The sequence below is a fragment of the Actinoplanes sp. DH11 genome (assembly GCF_020873875.1).
Taxonomy (GTDB): Bacteria; Actinomycetota; Actinomycetes; order Mycobacteriales; family Micromonosporaceae; genus Actinoplanes.
Window position 1 is genome coordinate 11,976 of record NZ_JAHWGU010000039.1, and the last position, 22,092, is coordinate 34,067.

At 71.8% G+C, this 22,092-nt stretch carries 15 protein-coding genes; 8 read left to right on the top strand and 7 right to left on the bottom strand.

Annotated features, from left to right (window positions below; translation table 11 throughout):
• Window positions 1-26: 26 nt before the first annotated feature.
• Window positions 27-2,411, top strand: coding sequence for a M28 family peptidase (locus tag LPA41_RS36675; protein ID WP_229075885.1), 2,385 nt, complete (start codon window positions 27-29; stop codon window positions 2,409-2,411).
• A 4-nt stretch (window positions 2,412-2,415) separates the two neighbouring features.
• Here LPA41_RS36675 and LPA41_RS36680 read toward each other — a convergent pair whose 3' ends face one another.
• Window positions 2,416-2,700 carry a Smr/MutS family protein gene (locus tag LPA41_RS36680; protein WP_229075886.1) on the bottom strand — a complete coding sequence of 95 codons (285 nt, stop codon included), beginning with the start codon at window positions 2,698-2,700 and terminating at the stop codon, window positions 2,416-2,418.
• Between the two features lie 10 nt (window positions 2,701-2,710).
• Window positions 2,711-3,082 carry a M48 family metallopeptidase gene (locus LPA41_RS36685; protein WP_229075887.1) on the bottom strand — a complete coding sequence of 124 codons (372 nt, stop codon included), beginning with the start codon at window positions 3,080-3,082 and terminating at the stop codon, window positions 2,711-2,713.
• Between the two features lie 423 nt (window positions 3,083-3,505).
• Between LPA41_RS36685 and LPA41_RS36690 the strand changes: the two genes are divergently transcribed.
• The 4 genes from LPA41_RS36690 (at window position 3,506) to LPA41_RS36705 (ending at window position 9,503) form a co-directional block, all read left to right on the top strand.
• Entirely contained in the window at window positions 3,506-4,243 is a 738-nt protein-coding gene (locus tag LPA41_RS36690; RefSeq protein WP_229075888.1) for a response regulator transcription factor, read from the top strand.
• Between the two features lie 82 nt (window positions 4,244-4,325).
• Window positions 4,326-5,861: an ATP-binding protein gene (locus LPA41_RS36695; RefSeq protein WP_374238260.1), complete on the top strand. Its 1,536-nt coding sequence runs from the start codon at window positions 4,326-4,328 to the stop codon at window positions 5,859-5,861.
• 206 nt (window positions 5,862-6,067) lie between these two features.
• Window positions 6,068-7,132 (top strand): 3-deoxy-7-phosphoheptulonate synthase, encoded by a 1,065-nt coding sequence (locus tag LPA41_RS36700; protein WP_229075890.1) that lies wholly within the window; start codon window positions 6,068-6,070, stop codon window positions 7,130-7,132.
• 115 nt (window positions 7,133-7,247) lie between these two features.
• Window positions 7,248-9,503: a glycosyltransferase family 39 protein gene (locus LPA41_RS36705; protein WP_229075891.1), complete on the top strand. Its 2,256-nt coding sequence runs from the start codon at window positions 7,248-7,250 to the stop codon at window positions 9,501-9,503.
• 84 nt (window positions 9,504-9,587) lie between these two features.
• On the opposite strand, the gene LPA41_RS36710 is transcribed toward LPA41_RS36705, so the two are convergent.
• Window positions 9,588-9,800, bottom strand: a complete 213-nt coding sequence (locus LPA41_RS36710; RefSeq protein WP_229075892.1) for a hypothetical protein — start codon at window positions 9,798-9,800, stop codon at window positions 9,588-9,590.
• Between the two features lie 472 nt (window positions 9,801-10,272).
• Here LPA41_RS36710 and LPA41_RS36715 point away from each other — a divergent pair, with 472 nt between their 5' ends.
• The gene (locus tag LPA41_RS36715) at window positions 10,273-10,551 is read left to right on the top strand and encodes a DUF3040 domain-containing protein (RefSeq protein ID WP_229075893.1); all 279 of its coding nucleotides are present in this window, start codon (window positions 10,273-10,275) and stop codon (window positions 10,549-10,551) included.
• A 204-nt stretch (window positions 10,552-10,755) separates the two neighbouring features.
• On the opposite strand, the gene LPA41_RS36720 is transcribed toward LPA41_RS36715, so the two are convergent.
• A complete protein-coding gene (locus tag LPA41_RS36720) occupies window positions 10,756-15,525 on the bottom strand; it encodes an ExeM/NucH family extracellular endonuclease (RefSeq protein WP_229075894.1) in 4,770 nt (1,589 codons plus the stop codon).
• 227 nt (window positions 15,526-15,752) lie between these two features.
• Window positions 15,753-16,460, bottom strand: coding sequence for a GntR family transcriptional regulator (locus tag LPA41_RS36725; RefSeq protein WP_229075895.1), 708 nt, complete (start codon window positions 16,458-16,460; stop codon window positions 15,753-15,755).
• An 81-nt stretch (window positions 16,461-16,541) separates the two neighbouring features.
• Between LPA41_RS36725 and deoC the strand changes: the two genes are divergently transcribed.
• Window positions 16,542-17,237, top strand: a complete 696-nt coding sequence (gene deoC / locus LPA41_RS36730; protein WP_229075896.1) for a deoxyribose-phosphate aldolase — start codon at window positions 16,542-16,544, stop codon at window positions 17,235-17,237.
• Here the strand turns inward: deoC and LPA41_RS36735 are convergent, their stop codons facing one another.
• Entirely contained in the window at window positions 17,238-18,473 is a 1,236-nt protein-coding gene (locus LPA41_RS36735) for a D-alanyl-D-alanine carboxypeptidase family protein (RefSeq protein WP_229075897.1), read from the bottom strand.
• Between the two features lie 222 nt (window positions 18,474-18,695).
• Here LPA41_RS36735 and LPA41_RS36740 point away from each other — a divergent pair, with 222 nt between their 5' ends.
• Window positions 18,696-21,869: a BTAD domain-containing putative transcriptional regulator gene (locus tag LPA41_RS36740; RefSeq protein ID WP_229075898.1), complete on the top strand. Its 3,174-nt coding sequence runs from the start codon at window positions 18,696-18,698 to the stop codon at window positions 21,867-21,869.
• On the opposite strand, the gene LPA41_RS42275 is transcribed toward LPA41_RS36740, so the two are convergent.
• Window positions 21,831-21,956: a hypothetical protein gene (locus LPA41_RS42275; protein ID WP_255691332.1), complete on the bottom strand. Its 126-nt coding sequence runs from the start codon at window positions 21,954-21,956 to the stop codon at window positions 21,831-21,833. The two genes, LPA41_RS36740 and LPA41_RS42275, sit on opposite strands and share 39 nt — an antisense overlap.
• Window positions 21,957-22,092: the final 136 nt, after the last annotated feature.

Here is a 22,092-nt window from a genome sequence, read left to right on the forward strand (position 1 = left end):
CACCTCCGCGGGCTTAGATGTCATCCATGCATCCCACGGAGCCCGGCCGGCCCGCTCGTGACTTCGCTCTCACCCGTCCGGCACGCCGCGGGATCGCCGCCGCGGCGGCCCTGGCCGTCCTGGCCCTGGCCGGGTTCTTCGCGGTCGGAGCGATCCGGCCGCCCGCCGCGCGACAGGCCTCGGCCCCGGCCGGCGACTTCAGCGCCGAGCGCGCCTTCCAGCAGGTCCGCACGATCGCCGCGACGCCGCACCCGGCTGGCAGCGCGGCCAACCAGCGGGTGCACGACCACCTGATCGAGACCTTGCGCGGCCTGGGACTGACCCCCCGGACGCAGGACACCGTGTCGGTCCAGGGCGGCACGCTGTCGTCGAGCGCCGGCGGCACCGGGCTGGCCCGGGTCCGCAACGTGGTCACACTGATCCCCGGCACCGGGTCCACCGGGCGGATCTTCCTGGTCGCGCACTACGACTCGGCACAGGTCAGTCCGGGCGGCAACGACGACGCCGCCGGCACCGCCGCGATCCTGGAGACGGCCCGCGCCCTGACCAGCACCGGCGTGAAGCTGCGCAACGACGTGGTGCTGGTGCTGACCGACGCCGAGGAGGCCTGCCTCTGCGGGGCGAAGGCGTTCGTCGACCAGGACCCGCTGGCGCGCGACGGCGGTGTGGTGCTGAACCTGGAGGCGCGCGGCAGCGACGGCCCGGCGATCATGTTCGAGACCTCGGCGGGCAACGGGCGGCTGATCGAGGCGTACGGGCAGGTGCCGTACCCGGTCGGCACGTCGTTCGCGGTGGAGATCTACCGGCTGCTGCCGAACGACACCGACTTCACGCCGTTCCTGGCCGACGGGTTCCTCGGGATGAACTCGGCGTACATCGACGGTGCCGCCGTCTACCACGCGCCGACCGACACGCCCGAGTCGATGAACCGGGACAGCCTCCAGCACCACGGCGACAACCTGCTCGCGGCCGTCCGGGAACTGGGCGGCCGGGACCTGACCGGGATCGGCGAGGGCGGTGACGCCACCTACTTCCCGGTGCCCGGCCTGCTGGTGCGGTACCCGGGTGCGCTGGTCGCGCCGCTCGCCGCACTGGCCCTAATCGCCGTCGCGGCGCTGGCCTTCGCGCTGCGCCGGCAGGGCCGCGCCACCGGCCGGCGGATGGCCGCGGCGGCCGGGCTCACGCTGATCCCGATCGTGGTGGCACCGGCCCTCGCGCAGGGGTTGTGGGCGCTGCTCACGGTGATCCGCCCGGAGTACGGCGGGCTGCCGATCGACCCGTACCGTCCACTGTGGTACCGCCTCGCGGTGATCGCTCTCGCCACCTGCACCGTCCTGGCCTGGTACGCGCTGCTGCGCCGCCGGATCGGCCCGGCCGCGCTCGCGGTGGCCGGTTTCGGCTGGCTGGCCGTGCTGGGCCTGGTGCTGGCGGCGGTCACGCCCGGCGGCGCCTATCTGGTCACCCTGCCGGCGCTGGCCGGCGCCCTCGCCGCGCTGCTGGCGATCCACGTCCGGCCGCCCGCCGCGGTCGCCGCGATCACCGCCGGTGGCGTGGTCGCGGTGGTGATCCTGCTGCCCACGGTGCTGATGCTCGCCCCGGCGCTGGGTATGCCGATGGCCGGGGTCGGTGCGTTCCTGACGGTGCTGCTCGCGCTGGCGCTGCTGCCCGTCGCCGACCTGATCCACCCGGCGGCCGGTGGCGCCCGCGGCCTGGCGGCGCTGCGGGCCCGCCGGCTCGGTGCGGCGCCCACCGCGCTCGCCCTGGTCGCCGCGCTGGCCTGCACCGCGACCGGCCTGGCCGTCGACCGCTTCGACGCCGAGCACCCGTCGCTCACCCATCTGATGTACGCCCTCGACGCCGACACGGCGACGGCGCGCTGGCTGAGCGAGGAGGCCGAGCCGCAGGACTGGACGGCGCAGTACGTGACCGGGGACGCCGCCCCGGTCACCGCGTCGCTGCCGGCCTTCGGCGCCGAGAAGTTGCGCACCGGCCCGGCGCCGGCCTGGCCGGACCTGCCCGCGCCGCAACTCACCCTCGCCGGGCAGACCGCCGCCGGGCCGGACCGGACGCTACGGCTGCTGCTCAGGCCGCAGCGCGCGGCCCGGTTCGTCACGCTGCACGTCGCGGCGCAGACATCGGTCACGGCGGCCACCGCCGGCGGTCAGGCGATCGCCCCCACCGGCGCCGCCGGCGACGGCTGGGGCTTCGGCCTGGTCTTCCACGCGCCGCCGGTCGAGGGGGTCGAGATCACCCTGACGGTACGCGGAACCGCACCCGTCACGTTCCGGGTGATGGACGCGACCGACGACGTGGCGGCGGTGCCGGGGTTCCGGCCACGGCCGCCAGGGGTCGGCGTGCAGGGCTCGCACAGCAGCGAGATGGTGGCGGTCGCCAAGACCTACACCCTCTGAGGCGTCAGCGGCCCCGGCCCCGGCGGCCGGTCGGTGCGTCGTGCCGGAAGTGCACGAAGAGCCGGCCCCAGTTGTCGCCGTCCTTCTCCACCCGGTGGTAGAGCTGCTTGATCTCTTTCTGGTCGAGGAAGCGGAGCACCTTCTTCTTCAGGGCTCCGCTTCCCTTCCCAGGGATGATCTCGACGGACGAGGCCTTCTTCTGGATGGCCTCGTCGATGACACCTCGCAGGGCACGGTCGATCTCGTGGCCCTTGTTGAAGATGTCGTGCAGGTCCAGTTTCAGCTTCACGATCGAGACCCTACGCGGCGTCGTTCTTACCGAGCCAGGTCTCGACCCGGCGCAGTGCTTCCTGGTAATCGGGCTGCGTCTTCATCGCCGCGGCCAGGCGCAGGTGCGGCAACGCCTCCCGGAACCGGCCGGCCCGTTCCAGGGTCCGGCCGAGCACGTGGTGCGCGTAGTGGTCCGACGGGTCGTGCTCGATGAGCGCCCGGAGCTGCGTCTCCGCGCCGTTCAGCTGCGCCGAGTTGAAGTAGGCCCGGGCCAGCAGCTGACGCACCGCGGTGTTGTGCGGCTCGGCCTCGACGATCTGCTCCAGCAGCTTCGAGGCTCCGAGCGGGTCACCGGACTCGAAGAAGAAGGTTGCCCTGCGGTACTCCTCGAGAAGATCCACGTCACGCTCCCCACGCTCGGCGCCGCCGACAGAGACCAACGCTCGCACAACATCGGGACGACGGCGAGTGTTCCCGGCCCGGCTTTCACCGCCTCGCGTCCCGGCCGGCTCTCACCGCCTCGCTTCCCGGCCGGCTCACCGTCTCGCTTCCCGGCCGGCTCACCGCCTCAGGAGCAGCAGGACCAGTCCTCCGGCGAGCAGCAACATCGCGAGCAGCTTGGATTCAGGCCTCACCCGCCCAGTATGTTACTTTTGCGCGCTTCCCGGGCCCAGCCGCGCCGTCCTCCCCCGAACGCCTCACGGGACCGGTCCGTCATGCCGAAAACCATGGCGGCGGCGCCGTGACCGACAGGTGCCCGCACGCACAGCTGGCACACAGCGAACGGAAAGCCGGCGCCGAGCGTCGCCGCGCACAGTGGGGGCATGACGATGGCGAACGCAGACTCCGGCACCGACCTCCGGCGGGCCGACGGGACCCCGGTCCGGGTCCTGGTGGTGGACGACGAACCCACGCTGGCGGAGCTGCTTTCGATGGCCCTGCGCTACGAGGGCTGGGAGGTGCGCAGCGCCGGCGACGGCATGACCGCCGTGCGGACCGCCCGGGAGTTCCGGCCCGACGCCGTCATCCTCGACATGATGCTGCCCGACATCGACGGGCTGGAGGTGCTGCGCCGGCTGCGCGGCGAGACCCCCGAGGTCCCGGTGCTGTTCCTCACCGCGAAGGACTCGGTGGAGGACCGGATCACCGGGCTGACCGCGGGCGGCGACGACTACGTCACCAAGCCGTTCAGCCTGGAGGAGGTGGTGGCCCGGCTGCGCGGGCTGATGCGGCGGATGGGGCACGCGCCGATGCGTACCGACTCGCAACTGGTCGTCGGTGACCTCACCCTGGACGAGGACTCGCACGAGGTACGCCGCGCCGGTGACCTGATCACCCTGACCGCGACCGAGTTCGAGCTGCTGCGCTACCTGATGCGCAACCCGCGCCGGGTGCTGAGCAAGCCACAGATCCTGGACCGGGTGTGGAACTACGACTTCGGCGGCCAGGCCAACGTCGTCGAGCTCTACATCTCGTACCTGCGCAAGAAGATCGACGCCGGCCGCGCCCCGATGATCCACACCATGCGCGGCGCCGGCTACGTGCTCAAGCCGGCCGACTGAGATGGCCGCCGACTCACCGGCCCGTCCCGCGCGCTGGCGCAGCCCGGCGGGGTGGCCGCTGCGCACCCGGCTGGTCGCCATCATGATCGCCCTGCTGGCGGTGCTGGGCCTGGTCGTCGGCACCACCGCCGAGATCTACCTGCACAAGTCGCTCTACACCCAGCTGGACCAGAAACTCGACGAGGCCAGGAAGATGGCCGGCGGTGGCCCGTTCCAATTCCGCGGCCAGGACCCCGCCACCATCCCGCCGGAGATCGTCGACGAGATCCTCGCCGAGCCCCCGGCCTCCGCACAGCCCGGCTGGATCGTGGTCTTCCTCAACGTCGCCGCGGACGGCTCCACGTCCTACCGCGCCGGCGGCCTGGTGCAGTACCTCGAGGCCGACGAGAGGTCGAACACCTTCCGCGGCAGCAACTACTACGCCAAGCTCTCCGCCACGTCGCTGTCCGCCCTCAGCGCGGTGCCGGTGGGCGGCGCGAAGACCGACGTCGGCATCGACGTGGGTGGCGAGTCCGCCGAGTACCGCGTGATGGTGACCACCAGCCGGGTGGACGACTCGGTCGTGCAGGTCACCGCGCTGCCCCTGGCGGACGTCAACCACACCCTGGTCACCGTCGCCATGTTCACCGGAGGCGTCGTCCTGGGGTCGCTGCTGATCGCCGGCTGGGGTGGTGCGCTCATCGTCCGCCGTACCCTCAAGCCTCTCGATCGCGTGGCAGCCACCGCGACCCGCGTCTCCGAACTGCGCCTGGACCGCGGCGAGGTGCGGCTCGCGCAGCGGGTGCCCGAGCCGGACACCGACCCCCGCACCGAGGTGGGGCAGGTGGGCGCCGCGCTCAACCGGCTGCTCGACCACGTCGGCAACGCCCTGGAGGCCCGGCATGCCAGCGAGATGCAGGTACGCCAGTTCGTCGCCGACGCCAGCCACGAACTGCGTACCCCGCTCGCCGCGATCCGCGGGTACGCCGAGCTGAGCCGCCGCAGCCGCCAGGCCGTCCCGGAGGAGATCGCGCACGTGCTCACCCGGGTCGAGTCGGAGGCGAAACGGATGACCACGCTCGTCGAGGACCTGCTGCTGCTGGCCCGCCTGGACGCCGGCCGGCCGCTCGCCCAGGACGAGGTGGACCTGACCATGCTGGCCGTCGACGCGACGAGCGACGCGCACGCCGCCGGGCCCGGCCATTACTGGCAGCTGGACCTGCCGGACGAACCGGTGACGGTGGTCGGTGACGGCGCCCGGCTGCACCAGGTCCTCGCGAACCTGCTGGCCAACGCGCGCACCCACACCCCGGAAGGCTCCACCGTGACGGTCCAGGTCGGCGCGGTGCCGGACGCCGCCGTGCTGCGGGTGAGCGACGACGGGCCGGGTATCCAGCCGGACCTGCTGCCGCGGATCTTCGAGCGGTTCGCCCGGGGTGACAGCTCGCGGTCCCGGGCCGCCGGCAGCACCGGCCTGGGCCTGTCGATCGTGCACGCGGTGGTCACCTCGCACGGGGGCAAGGTTGGCGTGCAGAGCCGTCCCGGGCAGACGATCTTCACCGTGATGCTGCCGCTCGGCCCCTCCGCCGTCGTCCCAACAGCTGAACAACAGCCGCAGGCACTGCACGCGGCGGGATGAGGCCGCTATGCTGGCGGCGTGTCTCAGACGTGGTCTTTCTATTGGTTTACGAGGCCGGCTCGCGCCGGTGCCTCGGCCATGACCGCATGACCTGAGACACCCGCCAGAGCCGGCCGAGGCAGCGACACGACGTCGCTGCCTTTTTGTTTGCGACGAGCAAGCCGGCTCACGCCTGACGGTGGCGCCGGCGAAGGAGAAGAATCGCCATGACCGCCCCTGAGGTGCAGCGCGTCCGCGACCAGCGCATCGAGAAGGTCGTCCCGCTGATGAGCCCGGCGCTGCTGCACCACGAGTTGCCGCTGACCACCGAGTTGCACGACACCGTGCTGGCCGGCCGCAAGCAGGTCGAAGACGTGCTGAACGGCCGAGATCAGCGGCTGCTGGTCGTCGTCGGGCCGTGCTCGGTGCACGACCCGGAGGCAGCCGGCGAATACGCCTCGCTCCTGGAGAAGCAGGCCGAGCGGCTCAGCGACGACCTGCTGATCGTGATGCGGGTCTACTTCGAGAAGCCGCGTTCCACGGTCGGCTGGAAGGGTCTGATCATGGACCCGGCACTGGACGGCACCGGCGACGTCGGCACCGGCCTGCGGGTGGCCCGCAAACTGCTGCTCGAAGTGGTCGGGCGAGGCCTGCCGGTCGCCGTGGAGTTCCTCGACCCGATCACGCCGCAGTACATCGCGGACACCGTGGCCTGGGGCGCGATCGGTGCGCGGACCGTCGAGTCGCAGGTGCACCGGCAGCTCTCCTCGGGCCTGTCGATGCCGATCGGCATGAAGAACCGCCCCGACGGCAGCGTCTCCACCGCCGTCGACGCGATTCAGGCCGCGGCGGTGCCGCACGTCTTCCCCGGCATCGACTACTCCGGCACCCCGGCGATCCTGCACACCACCGGCAACCCGGACTGTCACCTGGTGCTGCGCGGTGGCGGCGGCCGGCCGAACTACAGCGCCGCCGACGTCGCGTCCGCGCTGGAGCTGCTGCGCAAGTCGGACCTGCCCGAGCGCCTGGTGATCGACTGCTCGCACGGCAACAGCAACAAGGACCACCTGCGCCAGCCGCTCGTGGCCGAGGACGTGGCCGGGCAGCTCGAAGCCGGCCAGCACGGGATCAGCGGTGTGATGCTGGAGAGCTTCATCGAGCCGGGGCGCCAGGAGCTCGGCGGGGAGATGACCTACGGGCAGTCGGTCACCGACGCCTGCATGGGCTGGGACGCGACAGTGGCGGTGCTGGAACGACTCGCCGCCGCGTCCGCGAAGCGCCGCACAGCCTGAGCGTCCGCTTCGGACTCACAGCTGGCCCATAGCTTCGCCACAAGGGCGCGACAGCGCCGACGCCGAAGGTTCACCGGGTACGAATCCGCCAGTCCAGTTCTGGGGAGATACCTGGATGACCTCGACGTTGCCGCCCGTTGTCGACGAGCCGGCGTCCCCGGAGACCGGGACGCCGGCCCCGCCGGCCGCCCGCACCGGTGCCGCACGCCTGCTGCTCGGCCGTACCGATGCCGCCTGGATCCGGCCCTGCCTGCTCACGCTCCTGGTCGCGACCGGGGTCCTCTACATCTGGGGGCTCGGTGAATCGGGCTGGGCCAACGCGTTCTACTCGGCCGCGGTGCAGGCCGGCTCGGAGAGCTGGAAGGCTTTCTTCTACGGCTCGTCCGACGCCGCGAACGCGATAACCGTCGACAAGACGCCGGCCGCCCTCTGGATCATGGCGCTGTCGGTACGGATTTTCGGCCTCAGCTCGTGGAGCATCCTCGTCCCGCAGGCGCTGCTCGGCGTCGCCACCACGGGACTGCTCTACGCCACCGTGCGACGCGCGTACGGCCCCGGCGCCGGCCTGCTCGCCGGGACGATCTCCGCGCTCACCCCGGTCGCCGTGCTGATGTTCCGCTTCAACAACCCGGACGCGCTGCTGGTGCTGCTCATGGTCGCCGGCGCGTACGCCACCCTGCGTGCCGTCGAGACCGGCTCCACCAAGTGGATCATGTTGACCGGCGTGTTCGTCGGGTTCGGTTTCCTCGCCAAGATGCTCCAGGCGCTCCTCGTGGTGCCCGCGTTCGGCCTCGCCTACCTCATCGCCGGCCCGCCCAAGCTCGGCAAACGCCTCGTTCAGCTCCTGCTCGCGCTCGTCGCGCTCGTCGTCTCGGCCGGCTGGTACATCGCGATCGTCGAACTCGTGCCGGCGTCGATGCGGCCCTACATCGGCGGCTCGCAGAACAACAGCCTGCTCGAACTCACCCTCGGCTACAACGGCCTGGGCCGGCTCAACGGCACCGAGACCGGCAGCGTCGGAGGTGGCGGCGGCGCAGGCGGTGGCATGTGGGGCGAGAGCGGCCTGCTGCGGCTGTTCGCCGACGCGCAGGGCGGTCAGATCTCCTGGCTGCTGCCGGCCGCCCTCGTCGTCCTGATCGCCGGGCTGGTGATCACTGCCCGCCGGGCCCGGACCGACCTGCACCGCGCCGGCCTGCTCGTCTGGGGCGGCTGGCTGCTCGTCACCGGACTCGTCTTCAGCCTCATGCAGGGAATCTTCCACGCGTACTACACCGTCGCGCTGGCACCGGCGATCGGCGCGGTCGTCGCGATGGGCACGACCCTGCTGTGGGCGCGGCGGCGCAACCTGTTCGCGGCGCTCACCCTCGGTGCGGCTATCGCGGTGACGGCGTGGTGGTCGTACACCCTGCTGACCCGCAGCTCCGGCTTCCTGCCCTGGCTGCGCCTGCCGGTCCTGGTCGGCGGCCTGCTGGCGGCGGTCGCGGTGGTGGCCTCCGCCCGGTTCACCCGGCGGCCGGCCCTTGTCGCCGCCGCGGTCGCCGCCACGGTCGCGGCCGTCTCAGCGCTGGCGGGGCCGGCGGCGTACGCGGTGCAGACCGCCGCCGACCCGCACACCGGCTCGATCCCGTCCGCCGGCCCGGCGGTCTCCGGCGGGTCCGGAGGCGGGCCGGGCCGCGGCCGGGGCGGCGGCCGGGGCGGATTCCCTGGTGGCGGGTTCCCGGGCGGCGCCCTGCCCGGTGGCACTTCCCCGGGTGGCGCCCTGCCCGACGGCACTCTCCCAGGCGGCACTCTGCCCGGCGGCACTCTCCCGGGCGGCACTGTCCCTGGCGGCGACGGAACCGGCGGCGACAGAGCTGGTGGCGACGGAACGGGCGGCGCGGCGAACGGCCAGAACGGCGGCATCCCGAACGGCGGCGGCCGCGGTGGCGGCGGGCGGGACGGCGGCGGGGCCCGGGGCGGTCGCGGCATGGGCGGTCTCCTCGACGCGGCCCAGGTCAGCGACGAGATGAAGGCGTTGCTGACCGAGAACGCCGACCGGTACACCTGGGTGGCCGCCGCGATCGGTTCGCAGAACGCCTCCGGGTACCAGCTGGCGACCGAGAAGCCGGTGATGGCGATCGGCGGGTTCAACGGCACCGACCCGTCGCCCACTCTCGAGCAGTTCCAGCAGTACGTCAGCGACGGCCGTATCCACTACTTCGTCAGCGGCGGCGGTTTCAGCCGGGGCGGTGGCAACGGCGGCAGCAACCACAGCTCCCGGATCAGCGAGTGGGTCGCCGCCACCTTCACGGCCAAAACGGTCGGTTCCACCACCGTCTACGACCTGACCACCCCCACCGGCGGGGCCACGCCGCAGCGGACGGTGGCGTGATGAGCCGTCGGGCGAGCTCCGGATCACGATCGCTCTGAGTGGCTGCGGAGAAAGCTCTCAACGACCGCCGACGACAGCCAGCTGTCACCAGCGGCTGCCAAACAAACACACAAACAACCACCAACGACAGCCGGCCGAACCAGCTGTCACCAGCGGCTGCAAAACAAGCACCCCAACAACCACCAACGGCAGCCACACCCAACCAGCTGTCACCAGCGGCTGCAAAACAAGCACCCCAACAACCACCAATGACAGCCACACCCAACCAGCTGTCACCAGCGGCTGCGAAACAAGCACCTCAACGACCGTGAACGACAGCCGCGCCAGACCGGCCGTCGGGGACAACGCCGGCGTGGAAGCTGAGGCCGACGTCGCGCGGCGGCTTGCCGCACGGTTCCCGGCGGTGATGTCGGTCCGGCCGGCCGAGAAAGGTCGCGGGCGAACGCACGACAAAGGGTCGCGCGGCATCGGCCGGGGCACGGCATAGGCCGGGTCACGCTGGCAACGCTGCGGGGACGCTCCACCCTGGCCTGATCGTTATCGGCCAGCTGCGGCGGCATCGGGCTCCGGTCCGGTTCCGCCGTTCCGTACCTTTCTGATCTTTCCGGTGAAACCGGATCCGGAGCGGTGCGCGGGGGCGGCCCGGCGGAAAAAATCGGCACACCGAGCCGTATCACAAACGCAACTAAGAGGTAACAATGGCTGTGATCGGGATCGCTATATCTCGATCGAAGCTTTACCCGGCGCGGGCTGACCGGAAGGTGGCGACATGCTCAGCAAAGAGGACAACCGGCGGCTGGCGCAGCTGGAACGTCAACTCCAGCGGGAGGACCCGGACTTCTGTGCCCGGATGGGCGGCGGCAACTTCAGCGTCTCCTCGGCCGGTCGCCCGGCTCTGCCGCTCTTCGTCGTCGCCGCCGTGATGGCCGCGGTCTCGCTGGTGCTGGGCCTGGCCGGCTGGTGGATCGCCGCTTCGGCGGTGGCCGGCTGGGCGGTCGTGACTGCGATCGCGGCGGCCTTCCGGATCCGGCGGGCCCGCACCCGATAGAGCGAAAGCCACGTCGCGCGACGGCATCGCTCGCGGAACGCAAAGGCCGCGCCCACGCGGAGAAACCGGTGCGAAGCGCGGAGGAGTCATCGCCCAGCGCGGGGAATCGTCGCGAAGCGCGAAAGAGAGCCGGCTTGCGAAGCCAAGCCAGACAGCAGAGGCCCCCACCGGGACGAACTCGGTGGGGGCCTCTGCCTCAGGGTGTTACTTGACGATCCGCGTGCTGTAGGTCTTGGACGACGAGGTGTTGCCCGCCTTGTCCGAGGCCGAGTACGTGATCTTCAGGGTGCCCTTCGCGACGCCGGTGACCGGCACGTTCCAGGCGCCCTTGGCGTCCGGGATGGTGCTGAGCACCTGGGCTTTCGCGGCAGCGTCGCGCTCCGAGGACGCCTTCGTCCACGTGCCGCCGGCGAAGTAGTGCCACTTGCCGGACCGCTCCTGGATCAGCTTGACGTCGACGTCTGCCACACCGGCGCCCAGGTCGTAGGCGGTACCGGTCACCGACGTCCAGGACGAGGCCCGGTCGTCGTTGCGCGGCTCGGTGAGCCGGACGTCCGGCCGGAAGAAGTCGGCCAGGACGGTCACCACACCGGCCGTGACGGTTTTGCCCGCCCCGGCGGCGTTGGACGGCGTCACCTTCACCTGGAAGAAACCGGGCTTGGTGTACGCGTGCGCGACTCCCGCGGCGGTCGCGGAGGTCTTCGTCCTCGTGCCGTCGCCCCAGTCGACCGTCAGCTCGGTCGCACCTGTCACGCCGGAGAAGGCGAGATCGGTCGACTCGGTCTCCCAGATCAGTTTCGGGTTCAGCTGGTACTTCCCGGCCTGCGCCGCGACCGCGACGGTGGCCGGCCCGGTGAAGCTGGCGGCACCGGTGTTGCCCGCCTCGTCGGTGAGTGTGACCGACACCGTCCAGTTGCCCGCCGTCGCGTACCGGTGGGTGGCGCTTGTCGCGCCGGCCGTCAGGGTCTGCGGCGCGCTGCCGTCACCCCAGTCGACCACCCGGCTGATCTTCCCGGCTTCGCTGACGTCGTCGGTGAGCGAGAGCTGGGTGAGTGTCACCGACTGTCCCGGCCAGAGCGCCGCGGCGTTGAGGCCGAAGGTGCCCGCCGGAGCGGTCGTGTCGGCCACACCGGCGGTGCTGCGCGGGGTGGTGTCGGCGGTGATCGGCGTGTTCGCGGCGAAGTAGTTGACCAGCATCGTCAGGTCGTTGTCGCCGGTGGTCACCTTGTTCTTGCCCGTGCCGAGGGTGGCGAAGTTGTCGCCGCCGGAGGCGAGGAACGAGTTCGAGGTGACGCGGTACGTGCCGTTCGGGTCGAGCACGACGCCGTTCAGCTTCAGCGTCGACGCGATGATCTTGGAACCGCGCGGCTTGCTGTCGTCGTAGGAGTAGGTGAGCCCCTTCGACGAGCCCAGGTGCAGCACCGGCCGGGACGCGCCCGCCGGCTGCCACTGCTCCTCCAGCACCTGCTTGATGTCGGCGCCGGTGAGCGTCTGGGTCACCACGTCGTTCGAGAACGGCTGGACGGCGAACGCCTCGGAGTAGGTGATCACGCCGTCCGGCGCGTACAGCAGGTCGGCCCGCAGCCCGCCCGGGTTCATGAAGGCGATCTGCGCCCCACCGCGGCCGGGTTCGCTGGTCTGGCTCAGCTGGACGTCCGCGATGAAGTTGCCGAGCACCGACTCGGCGCCACGGTCCTCGGCGCCGGCGGCGTTGTACGCCCGCTTGATATCCCCGGTGATCTTGCCGAGTTCGGCCTTGCCCAGCTCGGTCGCGGTGGCCTTGGCCTTCGTCACGATGTCGGCGACCGCCTGGTTCGACGGCCCGCCGGTGACGTTCAGCAGCTCGGCAGTGGACCCGGTGACCGACTTGGTGGCCGGGTCGTAGGTCAGCACCGCCTTGCCCAACTTCAGGCCGTAGTCCTCGGCCTGGATGACCGGACGGGTCCGGTCGGTGCCGGGGACGGGCACCTGGAACGCGTACGGCTGGTGGGTGTGCCCGCTGAAGATGGCGTCGATCTCGGCGCTCACCCGGGTGAAGTCGCCGAAGACCTCGTCGTTCTGCAGCGCAGCGGCGGAGTCGATGTTCGTCTCGGCCGCACCCTCGTGGGCGAGCAGCACCAGCACGTCCGCCTCGCCGTTGGCCTCGTTGCCGTCGGAGAGCTGACCCGCGAGGGTGTTCGCCTCGGCGACCGGGTCACGGAACTCGACGCCGGCGATGCCGTCCGGGCTGACCAGCGAACCGGTCTGCTCGGTGACGACCCCGATGTAGCCGACCCGCACGCCGCCCAGGCTCTGCACCGAGTAACCGGGCAGGACCCGCTCGCCGCCCTTGTAGACGTTGCCGGCGAGGTACGGGAAGTCGGCCCGGTCCTCGACCCGGCCGAGCAGGTCGGACAGGCCCTTGTCGAACTCGTGGTTGCCGACCGCGGAGACGGCCAGGCCACCGGAGTTCAGCACGTCGATCGTCGGGTTGTCGTTGTCGATCGCGGAGATGAACGTCGACGCGCCGATGTTGTCACCGGCCGAGATCCACGCGGTGTTCGGGTTCGCCGCACGGAGCTGGTCGACCATCCCGACGAGCTGGGCCGCGCCACCGTTGCCGGCGGACGGCGCCTCGAGCCGGCCGTGGAAGTCGTTGATGCTCAGCAGCTGGAGGTCGACCGGGCCGGCGGCACCGGTCTCCAGGCCGACGACGACCGGGTCGTGGTCGCTGGAACGGTACGCGTCCGCCGCGTAGAACGGCGCGTACCCGTTGTACTGGAAGGCGAACGACTCGACGGAGTTGATGTTCCAGATGTCGACGCCGGTGATCCGCTTGGAGAACTCCGACGTGACGAGCGCGTGGTCGAGCGAACCCGACTCGCCCTCGAAGACGTACGACGACTTGTCCGGCGCGAACGTGGTGTGCGCGTCCGACCAGCCCCTGTCGTAGAGGACCTGCAGCGGGTCCTCCTGCCCGTACGCGTTGAAGTCGCCGAGCAGGATCACCTTGTCGGTGCCGAGGCCCTCGACGAAGGTGGCGAGCGCGGTCGCCTGCCGGACCCGGTCGCCGTTGTAGGCGCCCTGCCCGTCACCGGTGTCCACGTTGTCGCCGGTCGGCTCGACCGAGGCGCTCTTGGACTTGAAGTGGTTCGCCACCACGGTGAAGTCGATCGCGCCGGACGTGAAGGTCTGCGCGATCGGCTCGCGGGCGTTGCCCCAGACCGTCTCGTCGTTCACCGACTTGGACGCACCCTTCGGGGTGGCCGACGCCGGCTTGTAGATGATCGCGCTGGTGATGAAGTCCTGCTGGGTGGCAGCGGGTAGCTCGGCCGGCGTGCGGACGTAGTCCCAGGTGCCCGCGCCCTCGGCGGTGTTCAGCGCACCGACGAGCGTCTTCAGGGCCAGCTGCGGGTCGTTGTCCTCGAACCGGACCGAGTTCTCGATCTCCATGAGGGCGATCACGTCGGCGTCCATCGCGGTGATCGCGGAGACGATCTTCGCCTCCTGCTTCGCGAGGGCTGCCGGGTCGGTCGCGCCGCGGGCCTCGCCACCGAAGTGGACGAAGTAGTTCAGCACGTTGAAGCTGGCGACCTTGATGTCGCCGCCGACGTTCGCCGGAGCGGCGGTACGCGCGTTGGTGTGCTTGAACGTGGTCCGCGAGGCGGCCGGGGTGGCGGCGTCGACAGGCGTGGCCGGCTGCAGGCGCCACTCGTCGAAGCCGTAGCTCAGCACCGCCGGCCCGAAGCTCTCCACCTGGTCGCCGACGCGCAGCGGCTCGGCCTTGGAGAAGTACGGCGGGGCGAGGCCGGCCGAGGTGAGGTTCGTGGTCCGGGCGTCGTCCAGCAGGATCCGGCCGGCCGTGTTGTCGGCCTTCACCTTGGCGGCGGCCGCGGAGCCGGGGCGGGCCACGTCGGTCGGGATCCGGGCCGGCTCGTCACCGGCGGCCAGCACGACCTCGCCGAACCGGTTGGTGTCGTAGATGTCCGAGACGGTGTAGGCACCGACCGGGGCGACGAGCATCGACTCGGCCGACTCGCGGGCCGCAGCGTCGAGCGGGAGGGTCAGCGCGACCGGGGCCGGCAGGGCCGTGCCGGTGGCGCAGACCTGGACGCCGGCCTTGGCGGCGATGCTCAGCTGGGTGAGACCGTTGTACTCGCTGACCGACCCGGTGACCCGGACCTGGTCACCGATCGCGACGGCCGGGTGGTTGGCGGTGTTGGAGGTCAGGTAGACGAAGATGCCGTCCGACGCGGTGCCCGCGGCGACCGGGCGGTCCCCGCCGGAACCGGCGGTCTGGATCGCGATGCCGTTGTAGCCACCGGTGCGGTGGTCGGCGGTCACGACGCCCTCGACCGTGACGGTCTGCCCGGCCAGGCCGGTGGCGGTGCCGGTGCCCTGCACCTGGGCGATCGTGTGGGTGACGGCCGTGGTGCAGCCCTCGGCGGGCTCCTCCGGCTCCTCGGGCTCGGTCGCCTTGGTGTTGCGCGAACCGAACGTGCCGGCGGCCGGTGCCTGCCACTTTCCGTCGATCTTCTGCAGCGACTGGCCGATCGGCGTGCTTGTCGTCTCGGCGACGCCGATGTCGGTGCCGGCCTGACCGGCGGCCGGGCCACCGACGGCGATGAACGTGCCCTCGTAGGTGAGGAACTCGGCGACCGTACCGTCCGGCTTGACCAGGGCGATGCCGTCCGGCGAGCCGTTCTGCAGCCCGTCGGCCGGGTAGTTGCGGACGACCACCCCGGACGCCGGGACGGCCCCGCTGAGCGTGGCGGTGTGGTACGCGGCCCCGCCGCTGCCGTTGTAGAGGACGATCTGCCAGCCGGTCAGGTCGAACCCGGCCGGGGCCTCGATCTCGACAGCCTCACCGCTGTCGGCGCCGGCGTTGTCGTAGTGGATCTCGCTGATGAACGGCGCGTCAGTGGCCGCTACGGCGGGACCGGCGAGGGAAAGGCCGAGCGCGGTAACCACGGCGGTGGCGCCCAGAGCCCGCAACCCAGGTCGGGTCGACAGTGCTGAGCGGGACCGACCGGCGGAACCCACGCTGCGTATGTGATGACGCATCGAGACAGGTCCTCCGAATGAAGTAGATCCGCCGGAGCGTAGGTAGACCGCATGACGATGAATGCTCGTTCAGGTAACGAAAAGGCATTCAGCCGATGAGATCGTCCGGCGAACTGTCCACCGGAGACTAACGCCGGCGATACCTGCCGAAACAGATGTCAGACAGGTTCCACGCCGAAAGCGACGTCCAGGCGGTACCGCTCCCCCGCGTACCGGGACTCGCTGAGCTCCAGCGGCCGGCCGGCCTCGTCGAGGATCAGCCGCTCCTCGACCAGCAGGGCGGAACCGGCGGGAACGCCCAGTTCCCGGGCGTCCTCGTCGGTGGCGGGCTGCGCGGTGAGCGTGGCCGTGCCCCGGGTCGGCACCCGGCCGAGGGCGACGATCGCCTCGTGCACCGAGGTGGCGAGGTCGGCGTCGAGCACGGCGGCCAGCGCGCCCGGGTAGACGGCGCGCTCGACCGCGATCGGCTCGTCGTCGGCGAGGCGGACCCGGTGGATGGCGACCACGTCGCCGTCGCGCAGGCGCAGCCGGGTGGCCTCGACCGCGGTGGGCGTGCGCAGCTCGGCGAGCAGCACCCGGGCCGACGGCTTGCGGCCCTGCTTGCGGATCTCCTCACTGAGCCGGACCAGGTTGTCAGCCCGGCGCGGGCCCGCCGGCACGGCGACGAACGTGCCGCGGCCCGGTGCGCGGTAGACCAGGCCGTCGTTGACGAGCTGGGTCACGGCTGCCCGGGCGGTCATCCGGCTCACGCCGAACTCGCGCGCCAGTTCCGGCTCGGAGGGCAGCGGGTCGTGCGGGCGGGACTGCGCGATCCGTGCGCGAAGCGCCTGCCCGATGCGGAAGTAGCGCGGCACGAAGTCGGGCATGGCCACACCCTACCGAGACCCGGCTCAGCCCGACCCAACCTGTCTAGACAATTGGCTGTATAGACAGGTACGGTCGCTGGCATGAACTTCACCGTCGCGCAGATCGCGAAGATGATCGACCACTCCATCCTGCGGCCCGAGTTCACCGTCGACGACGTGCGCGCCGGCTGCGCCGTCGCGGCCAAGTACGACGTGGCCTCGGTCTGTGTGCGCCCGTGCGACGTGCCGGCAGCGGTGGCCCTGCTGGACGGCACCACCGTGCGGATCGGCACCGTGATCGGCTTCCCGCACGGTGACAGCGCGACCCAGATCAAGGTGGCCGAGACCGAGCTCGCCGTCGACCAGGGTGCCACCGAGATCGACATGGTGCTGAACATCGGCTGGCTGCGGTCCGGCGACATCGCGTCGGTGGAGAACGAGATCGGCTCCGTGGTGAAGGCGGCCGGCGAGGCCCACGTCAAGGTGATCCTGGAGACGGCGTACCTCACCGACGAGCAGAAACTGGCCGCCTGCGGGGCCGCCGAGCGGGCCGGCGCAGCGTTCGTGAAGACCTCGACCGGCTTCGCGCCGACCGGTGCCACGGTCGACGACCTGGCGCTGATGCGTTCCGCCGTCTCGGCAGCCGTGCAGGTCAAGGCGTCCGGCGGGATCCGCAGCCTGGACACCGTGCTGGCGATGGCCGCTGTCGGGGTGACCCGCTTCGGCACCTCCGCCACCGCCGACATCCTCGACGACCTCGCCCGACGCCGGCCCGACGCCGCCGGCGACCAGGCCTGATCAACCCACCCGGGTCAGCTTCCACCAGGGGGACGGCGGGTCGACGGCGGCGTCGGTGCGCAGCTCCACCCGTACCCCCGAAGCCTCGACCTGGCCCACCGCCTCGCCCGCGGTGACCTCGGAGCCCGGCTCCGTCGTGGTGACCCGGACCGGGACCGCAAGTCCTGGCCAGCCCACCACCGTGAGAGGTGCCGCGGGCGACACCGTGGTGGAGCCGCCCCAGGCGGTCCGCACCACGCCGGCGGGCGCGGCCGGCAGCAACTCGTACTCCTTCACCGTCCGGCGGACCGCGGCCAGCAGCTTCTTGACGTGCTTGTTCACCTCGTCGAGCTGCTCGGGAGTGTTCGCGCCGGGCTGGTTGAAGACCGCGCCGACGACGGTGAGTGTGCGCTTGCCGACCTTCAGGCGGGACGCGAAGACGAGGTTGCCGCCGGCCTCGTCGGTGGAACCGGTCTTGATGCCGAAGACACCCTCGACACCGAGCATGTCGTTGTAGTTGTAGATCGTGCCGGCCACCGGGATGGTCGCCTCGCGCATCTCCACGATCTCCGCGAAGACCGGCATCCGGATCGCGGCCCGGGCGAGTTCCACCTGGTCGGCGGCGGTGCTCACGGTGGTCGGCAGGAAACCGCTGGGATCGGTGTACTCGGTGTCGTCCATGCCGAGCGAGTCGGCGGCGGCGTTCATCTTGGCGACGAACGCGGCTTCGCTGCCGGCGTCCCAGATCGCCAGCTGACGGGCGATGTTGTTGGCCGACGGCAGCATCAGCGCCTCGAGGGCGTCCCGTTCGGTGAGCTCGGTGCCCTCGACCACGTGCACCAGCGACTGGTTCGTCGCCTTGCGGCTCTCGTAGTCGGCGACGTCGGCGGCGGTCACCGTCAGCGCCGGACCCTCGGCCGTGCCGGTGAGCGGGTGCTCCTTCAGGATCACGTAGGCGGTCATCACCTTCGCGACGCTGCCGATCGGCTCGGCGCCGGCACCGCCGGACCCGCCCAGCCGGCCGAGGCCCTCCACCATGAGCTCGGCGGCGCCGGTCGGCGGCCACGGCAGGTTCGCCTTCTTGCCCGGCACGTCGATCCGCGCCGCGATCGTGGTGCTCAGCGTGGCCACCGGGAGATCCCGGACCAACTGCACCGTCGCGAGCAGGGCGATCAGCACGGCGACTGCCGCGGCGACACCCGCGACGATCAATCCCCGGCGCTTGGGTACGGGCGCAGGCGTGCCGTAGATCGTCATCGGCCCAGTAAAGCCGGGCCGTTCAACTCACAGCCCCGCAACGAGGTATTCCCGGACGTGGCTGCGGGCCCCTCAGTGCGATGCACCCGCCGCCGACCTGGTTCGCGATCTCCGGTAACCGATCGACAACGGCCATCGGGTGATCAAATCGATCGCCGGTCACGCTCCCGGCGGGTAGGGTGCGCGCGGCGATCACAGGCTTCGGTGCGGGGATGGACGAACGTGCGTTTCGAGGTGCTCGGCCCCTTCCGGGTGTTCGACGGGGACCGGGCGGTGGACGTCGGCAGGCCGCAGCACCGGGCCGTGCTGGCCGCCCTGCTGATCGACGTCGGCCGGGTGGTCCCGGCCGACGTCCTGCTCGACCGGATCTGGGGCGAGGACGCCGGTGCGGGCGGGACGGCATCGCTCTACTCCTGCGTCTCCCGGCTGCGCAAACGGCTCGGCCCGATCATCGTGACGCAGGCACCGGGATACCGCCTGGACGTGGCCGGCGGCGCCATCGACGCGGTCCGGTTCGGTGAGCTGGTCTCGGCAGCCCGCCGGTCGATCGCGGCCGGCCGGCCCGAGGCGGCCCGGGACCACGTCACCGAGGCGCTGTCGCTGTACCGGGGGACGCCGTACGGCGGCATCCGGGCGGACTTCCTGGCGCACGAGGTGAGCCGGCTGGAGGACCAGGTCCTCACCGCCACCGAACTGGCCGCCGAACTCGACCTCACGCTCGGCCGGGAAGCCGGACTGGTGGGCTGGCTGCCCGAGGTGGTGGCCGCGCACCCGCTGCGGGAGGGGATCCGGGGCACCCTGATGACCGCGCTCTACCGGCTCGGGCGGCAGGCGGAGGCCCTGCGACTCTATGAGGAGGCGCAACGCCTGCTCGCCGACGAGCTCGGCGTCGACCCGGGGCCCGGCCTGCAACGGCTGCACACCCTGGTGCTGCGCCAGGATCCCAGCCTGGACCCGGTACCGGCGCCCGCCCCCACGCCGCCGGCACCGCCGGCCACAGTGGAACCGGCGGTCGAATCGGCGCAGCCGCGCCGCCTCCGGGACGAGATGATCGGCCGCGATCAGGAGTTGCGCCGCTGCCTCGACGCGCTGGGCCGGGCCCGGGAGGGCGCACCCGCCGGCATCGTGATCTACGGCGAGGCCGGCATCGGCAAGACCCGCCTCGCGGAGGAGGTGACGCAGAGCCGCGCCGGCACCTCCGACGTGGCCTGGGGCCGATGCTTCGACCATCCGGGCAGCCCGGCCTTCGGGCCGTGGGCGCAGGTGCTGGCAACCCTGGCCGAACGCCGGGGCGCCGAACCCGTGGCCCGCGCCCTGCAGGGCCGCGGCGCGGAAGCCGCGCTGCTGCTGCCCACCGACGTGGTCCCGGCGGATCATCCGGCGCCGTTCGCCGGCGCACCCGAGGTGGCCCGGGCCCGCCTGTACGACGCGGTCACCTCGTTCCTCGAGACGATGGCCGCCGAACGGCCGGTCACCGTGGTCCTGGAAGACCTGCACTGGGCGGACCCGGAGTCGGCCGAACTTACCGAGTACGTCGCCGTCACGGCACGGGCGGCCGGGCTGGCGCTGCTGATGACCGTGCGGACGCCCGCCGAGGACGGCGGGATCCAGGGCGAGACCCTGCTCGCCGCCCTCGCACGCCGGCCCGGCACCGAACGGGTGGCGCTGCACGGCCTGGGCGCCACCGAGGTGCGGCGCTTCGCCGCGAGCCGCCTCGGCTCCGACGTGGACGCCGCGGCGGCCGAGCGGCTGCGACGGCGCACCGACGGGAACCCGTTCTACATCGCCGAACTGGTCCGGCTGCTCGGCGAGGAACGGCAGATCTCCGGCCGGGCGCTGGGTGCGGTGCCGACCACCGTGCGGGCGGTCATCGAGCGGCGGCTGCGGCACCTCGACCCGGCGACCCGGGAACTGCTCACCACGGCCGCCGTGATCGGCCGCAGCTTCGACGTCGGGGTGCTCGGGGACGTGTCCGGGCGTACCCCGCTGCAACTGGCCGGGGCCCTGGACCCGGCGGCCGCCGCCGGCATCCTGGCTCCGGACGAGGAGAGCCCGAGCACCTGGGCGTTCGCGCACGCCCTGGTGCAGGACACCCTGGCCGCGGTCACCGGCCCGATGCGGCGGGCGGCCCTGCACGCGCAGGTCGCCGAAGTACTCGAACGGCGGCACGAGGGGAACCTGGTCGCCGTGGCAGCGGCGCTGGCACATCACCACGCGGCGGCCGGCCTGGTCGGCGACCCCGCGAAAGCGGTCCGGTTCAGCCTGCTCGCCGCCGAGGCGTCCCAGGCCCGGCTGGCCTTCGGGGAAGCCCGGCGCAACCTGGACCGGGCCCTGGACCTCGTCCCGTCGGTGCCCGGCGCCGCCGCCGGCCCGCTGGAACTCGCCGCCCGGCTGCAACTCGGCGCGCTGCTCACCCTCACCCACGGCTACAACGCCGACGAGGTGGTGGTGCAGCGCCGGCACGCGTTGCGCCTGGCCGTCGAGACCGGTTCCACCGAGCACCTGCTCCCGGCGCTCTGGGGCACCTGGGGTATCGCGCTGGTCTCCGGCGACTTCCCCGGCGCCGAAGCGGTCACGACGGAGATGCAGGCGGCCGCCGCCCGCACCGGCGACCCGATGATGACGCTCGCGTTCCACCAGTCCCTCGGCCAGGTCCGCTACCACCAGGGCCGGTTGCCGGAAGCGCGGCGGCATCTGGAACAGGCGGCGGCCCTGGCAGATCGGCACGCGCAGGCCGTACGCCTGGAAGTCTTCCTGCAGCACCCGGCGGTCGCGGTCCGCGGCTGGCTGGCCAAGGTGCTCGCGCTGATGGGCGAGATCGCGGCGTCGGACGCGGTGACCCGCGACAACGAGGCCCGCAACCGGGCCGTGGACGACCCCTACACCGCGACCTACATCGACATCCTGGAGGGCTGGCGGGCGATCTTCCTGGATCGCCCGGCGGACGCTCTGCAGCACGGCGAGCAGGGGTACGCGGTCGCGGAGAAGCACGGTTTCGCCCAGCTCGTCGCGTTCAGCCTGCTGCCACGCGGCTGGGGCCGGGCCCGGCACGGCCGCACCGACGAGGGCATCGCCGACATCCGGCGCGGCATCGCCGCCTTCTCCGCGCAGCCGGCCGGCCACATGTTCGGCCACATCATGGCGTACGCGCTTGCCGACGCACTGCGCGTGGCCGGGCGCCCCGAGGAGGCGCGGTCGGCCGCCGAGCAGGGTATTGCCGAGGCGGACCGGGTCGGCGAACGCTTCTTCCTGGCCGGGCTGCACCTGCAGCACGCCGCTCTGACGCGCGAACTCGGCGGCCCGCCGGATCAGGTACTCGCTCACCGGGAGCGTGCCGCCGAGATCGCCCGCGAGCAGTCAGCCGGCCTGTTCCTCGACCGGGCCGAGGTGCGCTGACCCGGGCCCGAACAGGTCCTCCAGGGTCACCTCCGGCTCGTCGGGCGCCGGCTCCGGCTCCAGCTCCGTCGCGACGTTGTCCACCATCGACTCCAAATGTGGGGATTTGGGGAGAACACCAAGGATCGCAGGCGCACCTTGTCGTTTCCTTGTCGCCGCCGGCACCGGCTGACGGCAAGGCCGTGACAAGGCCCGGCGGAGAAGCTTCCGACGATCCGCCGTA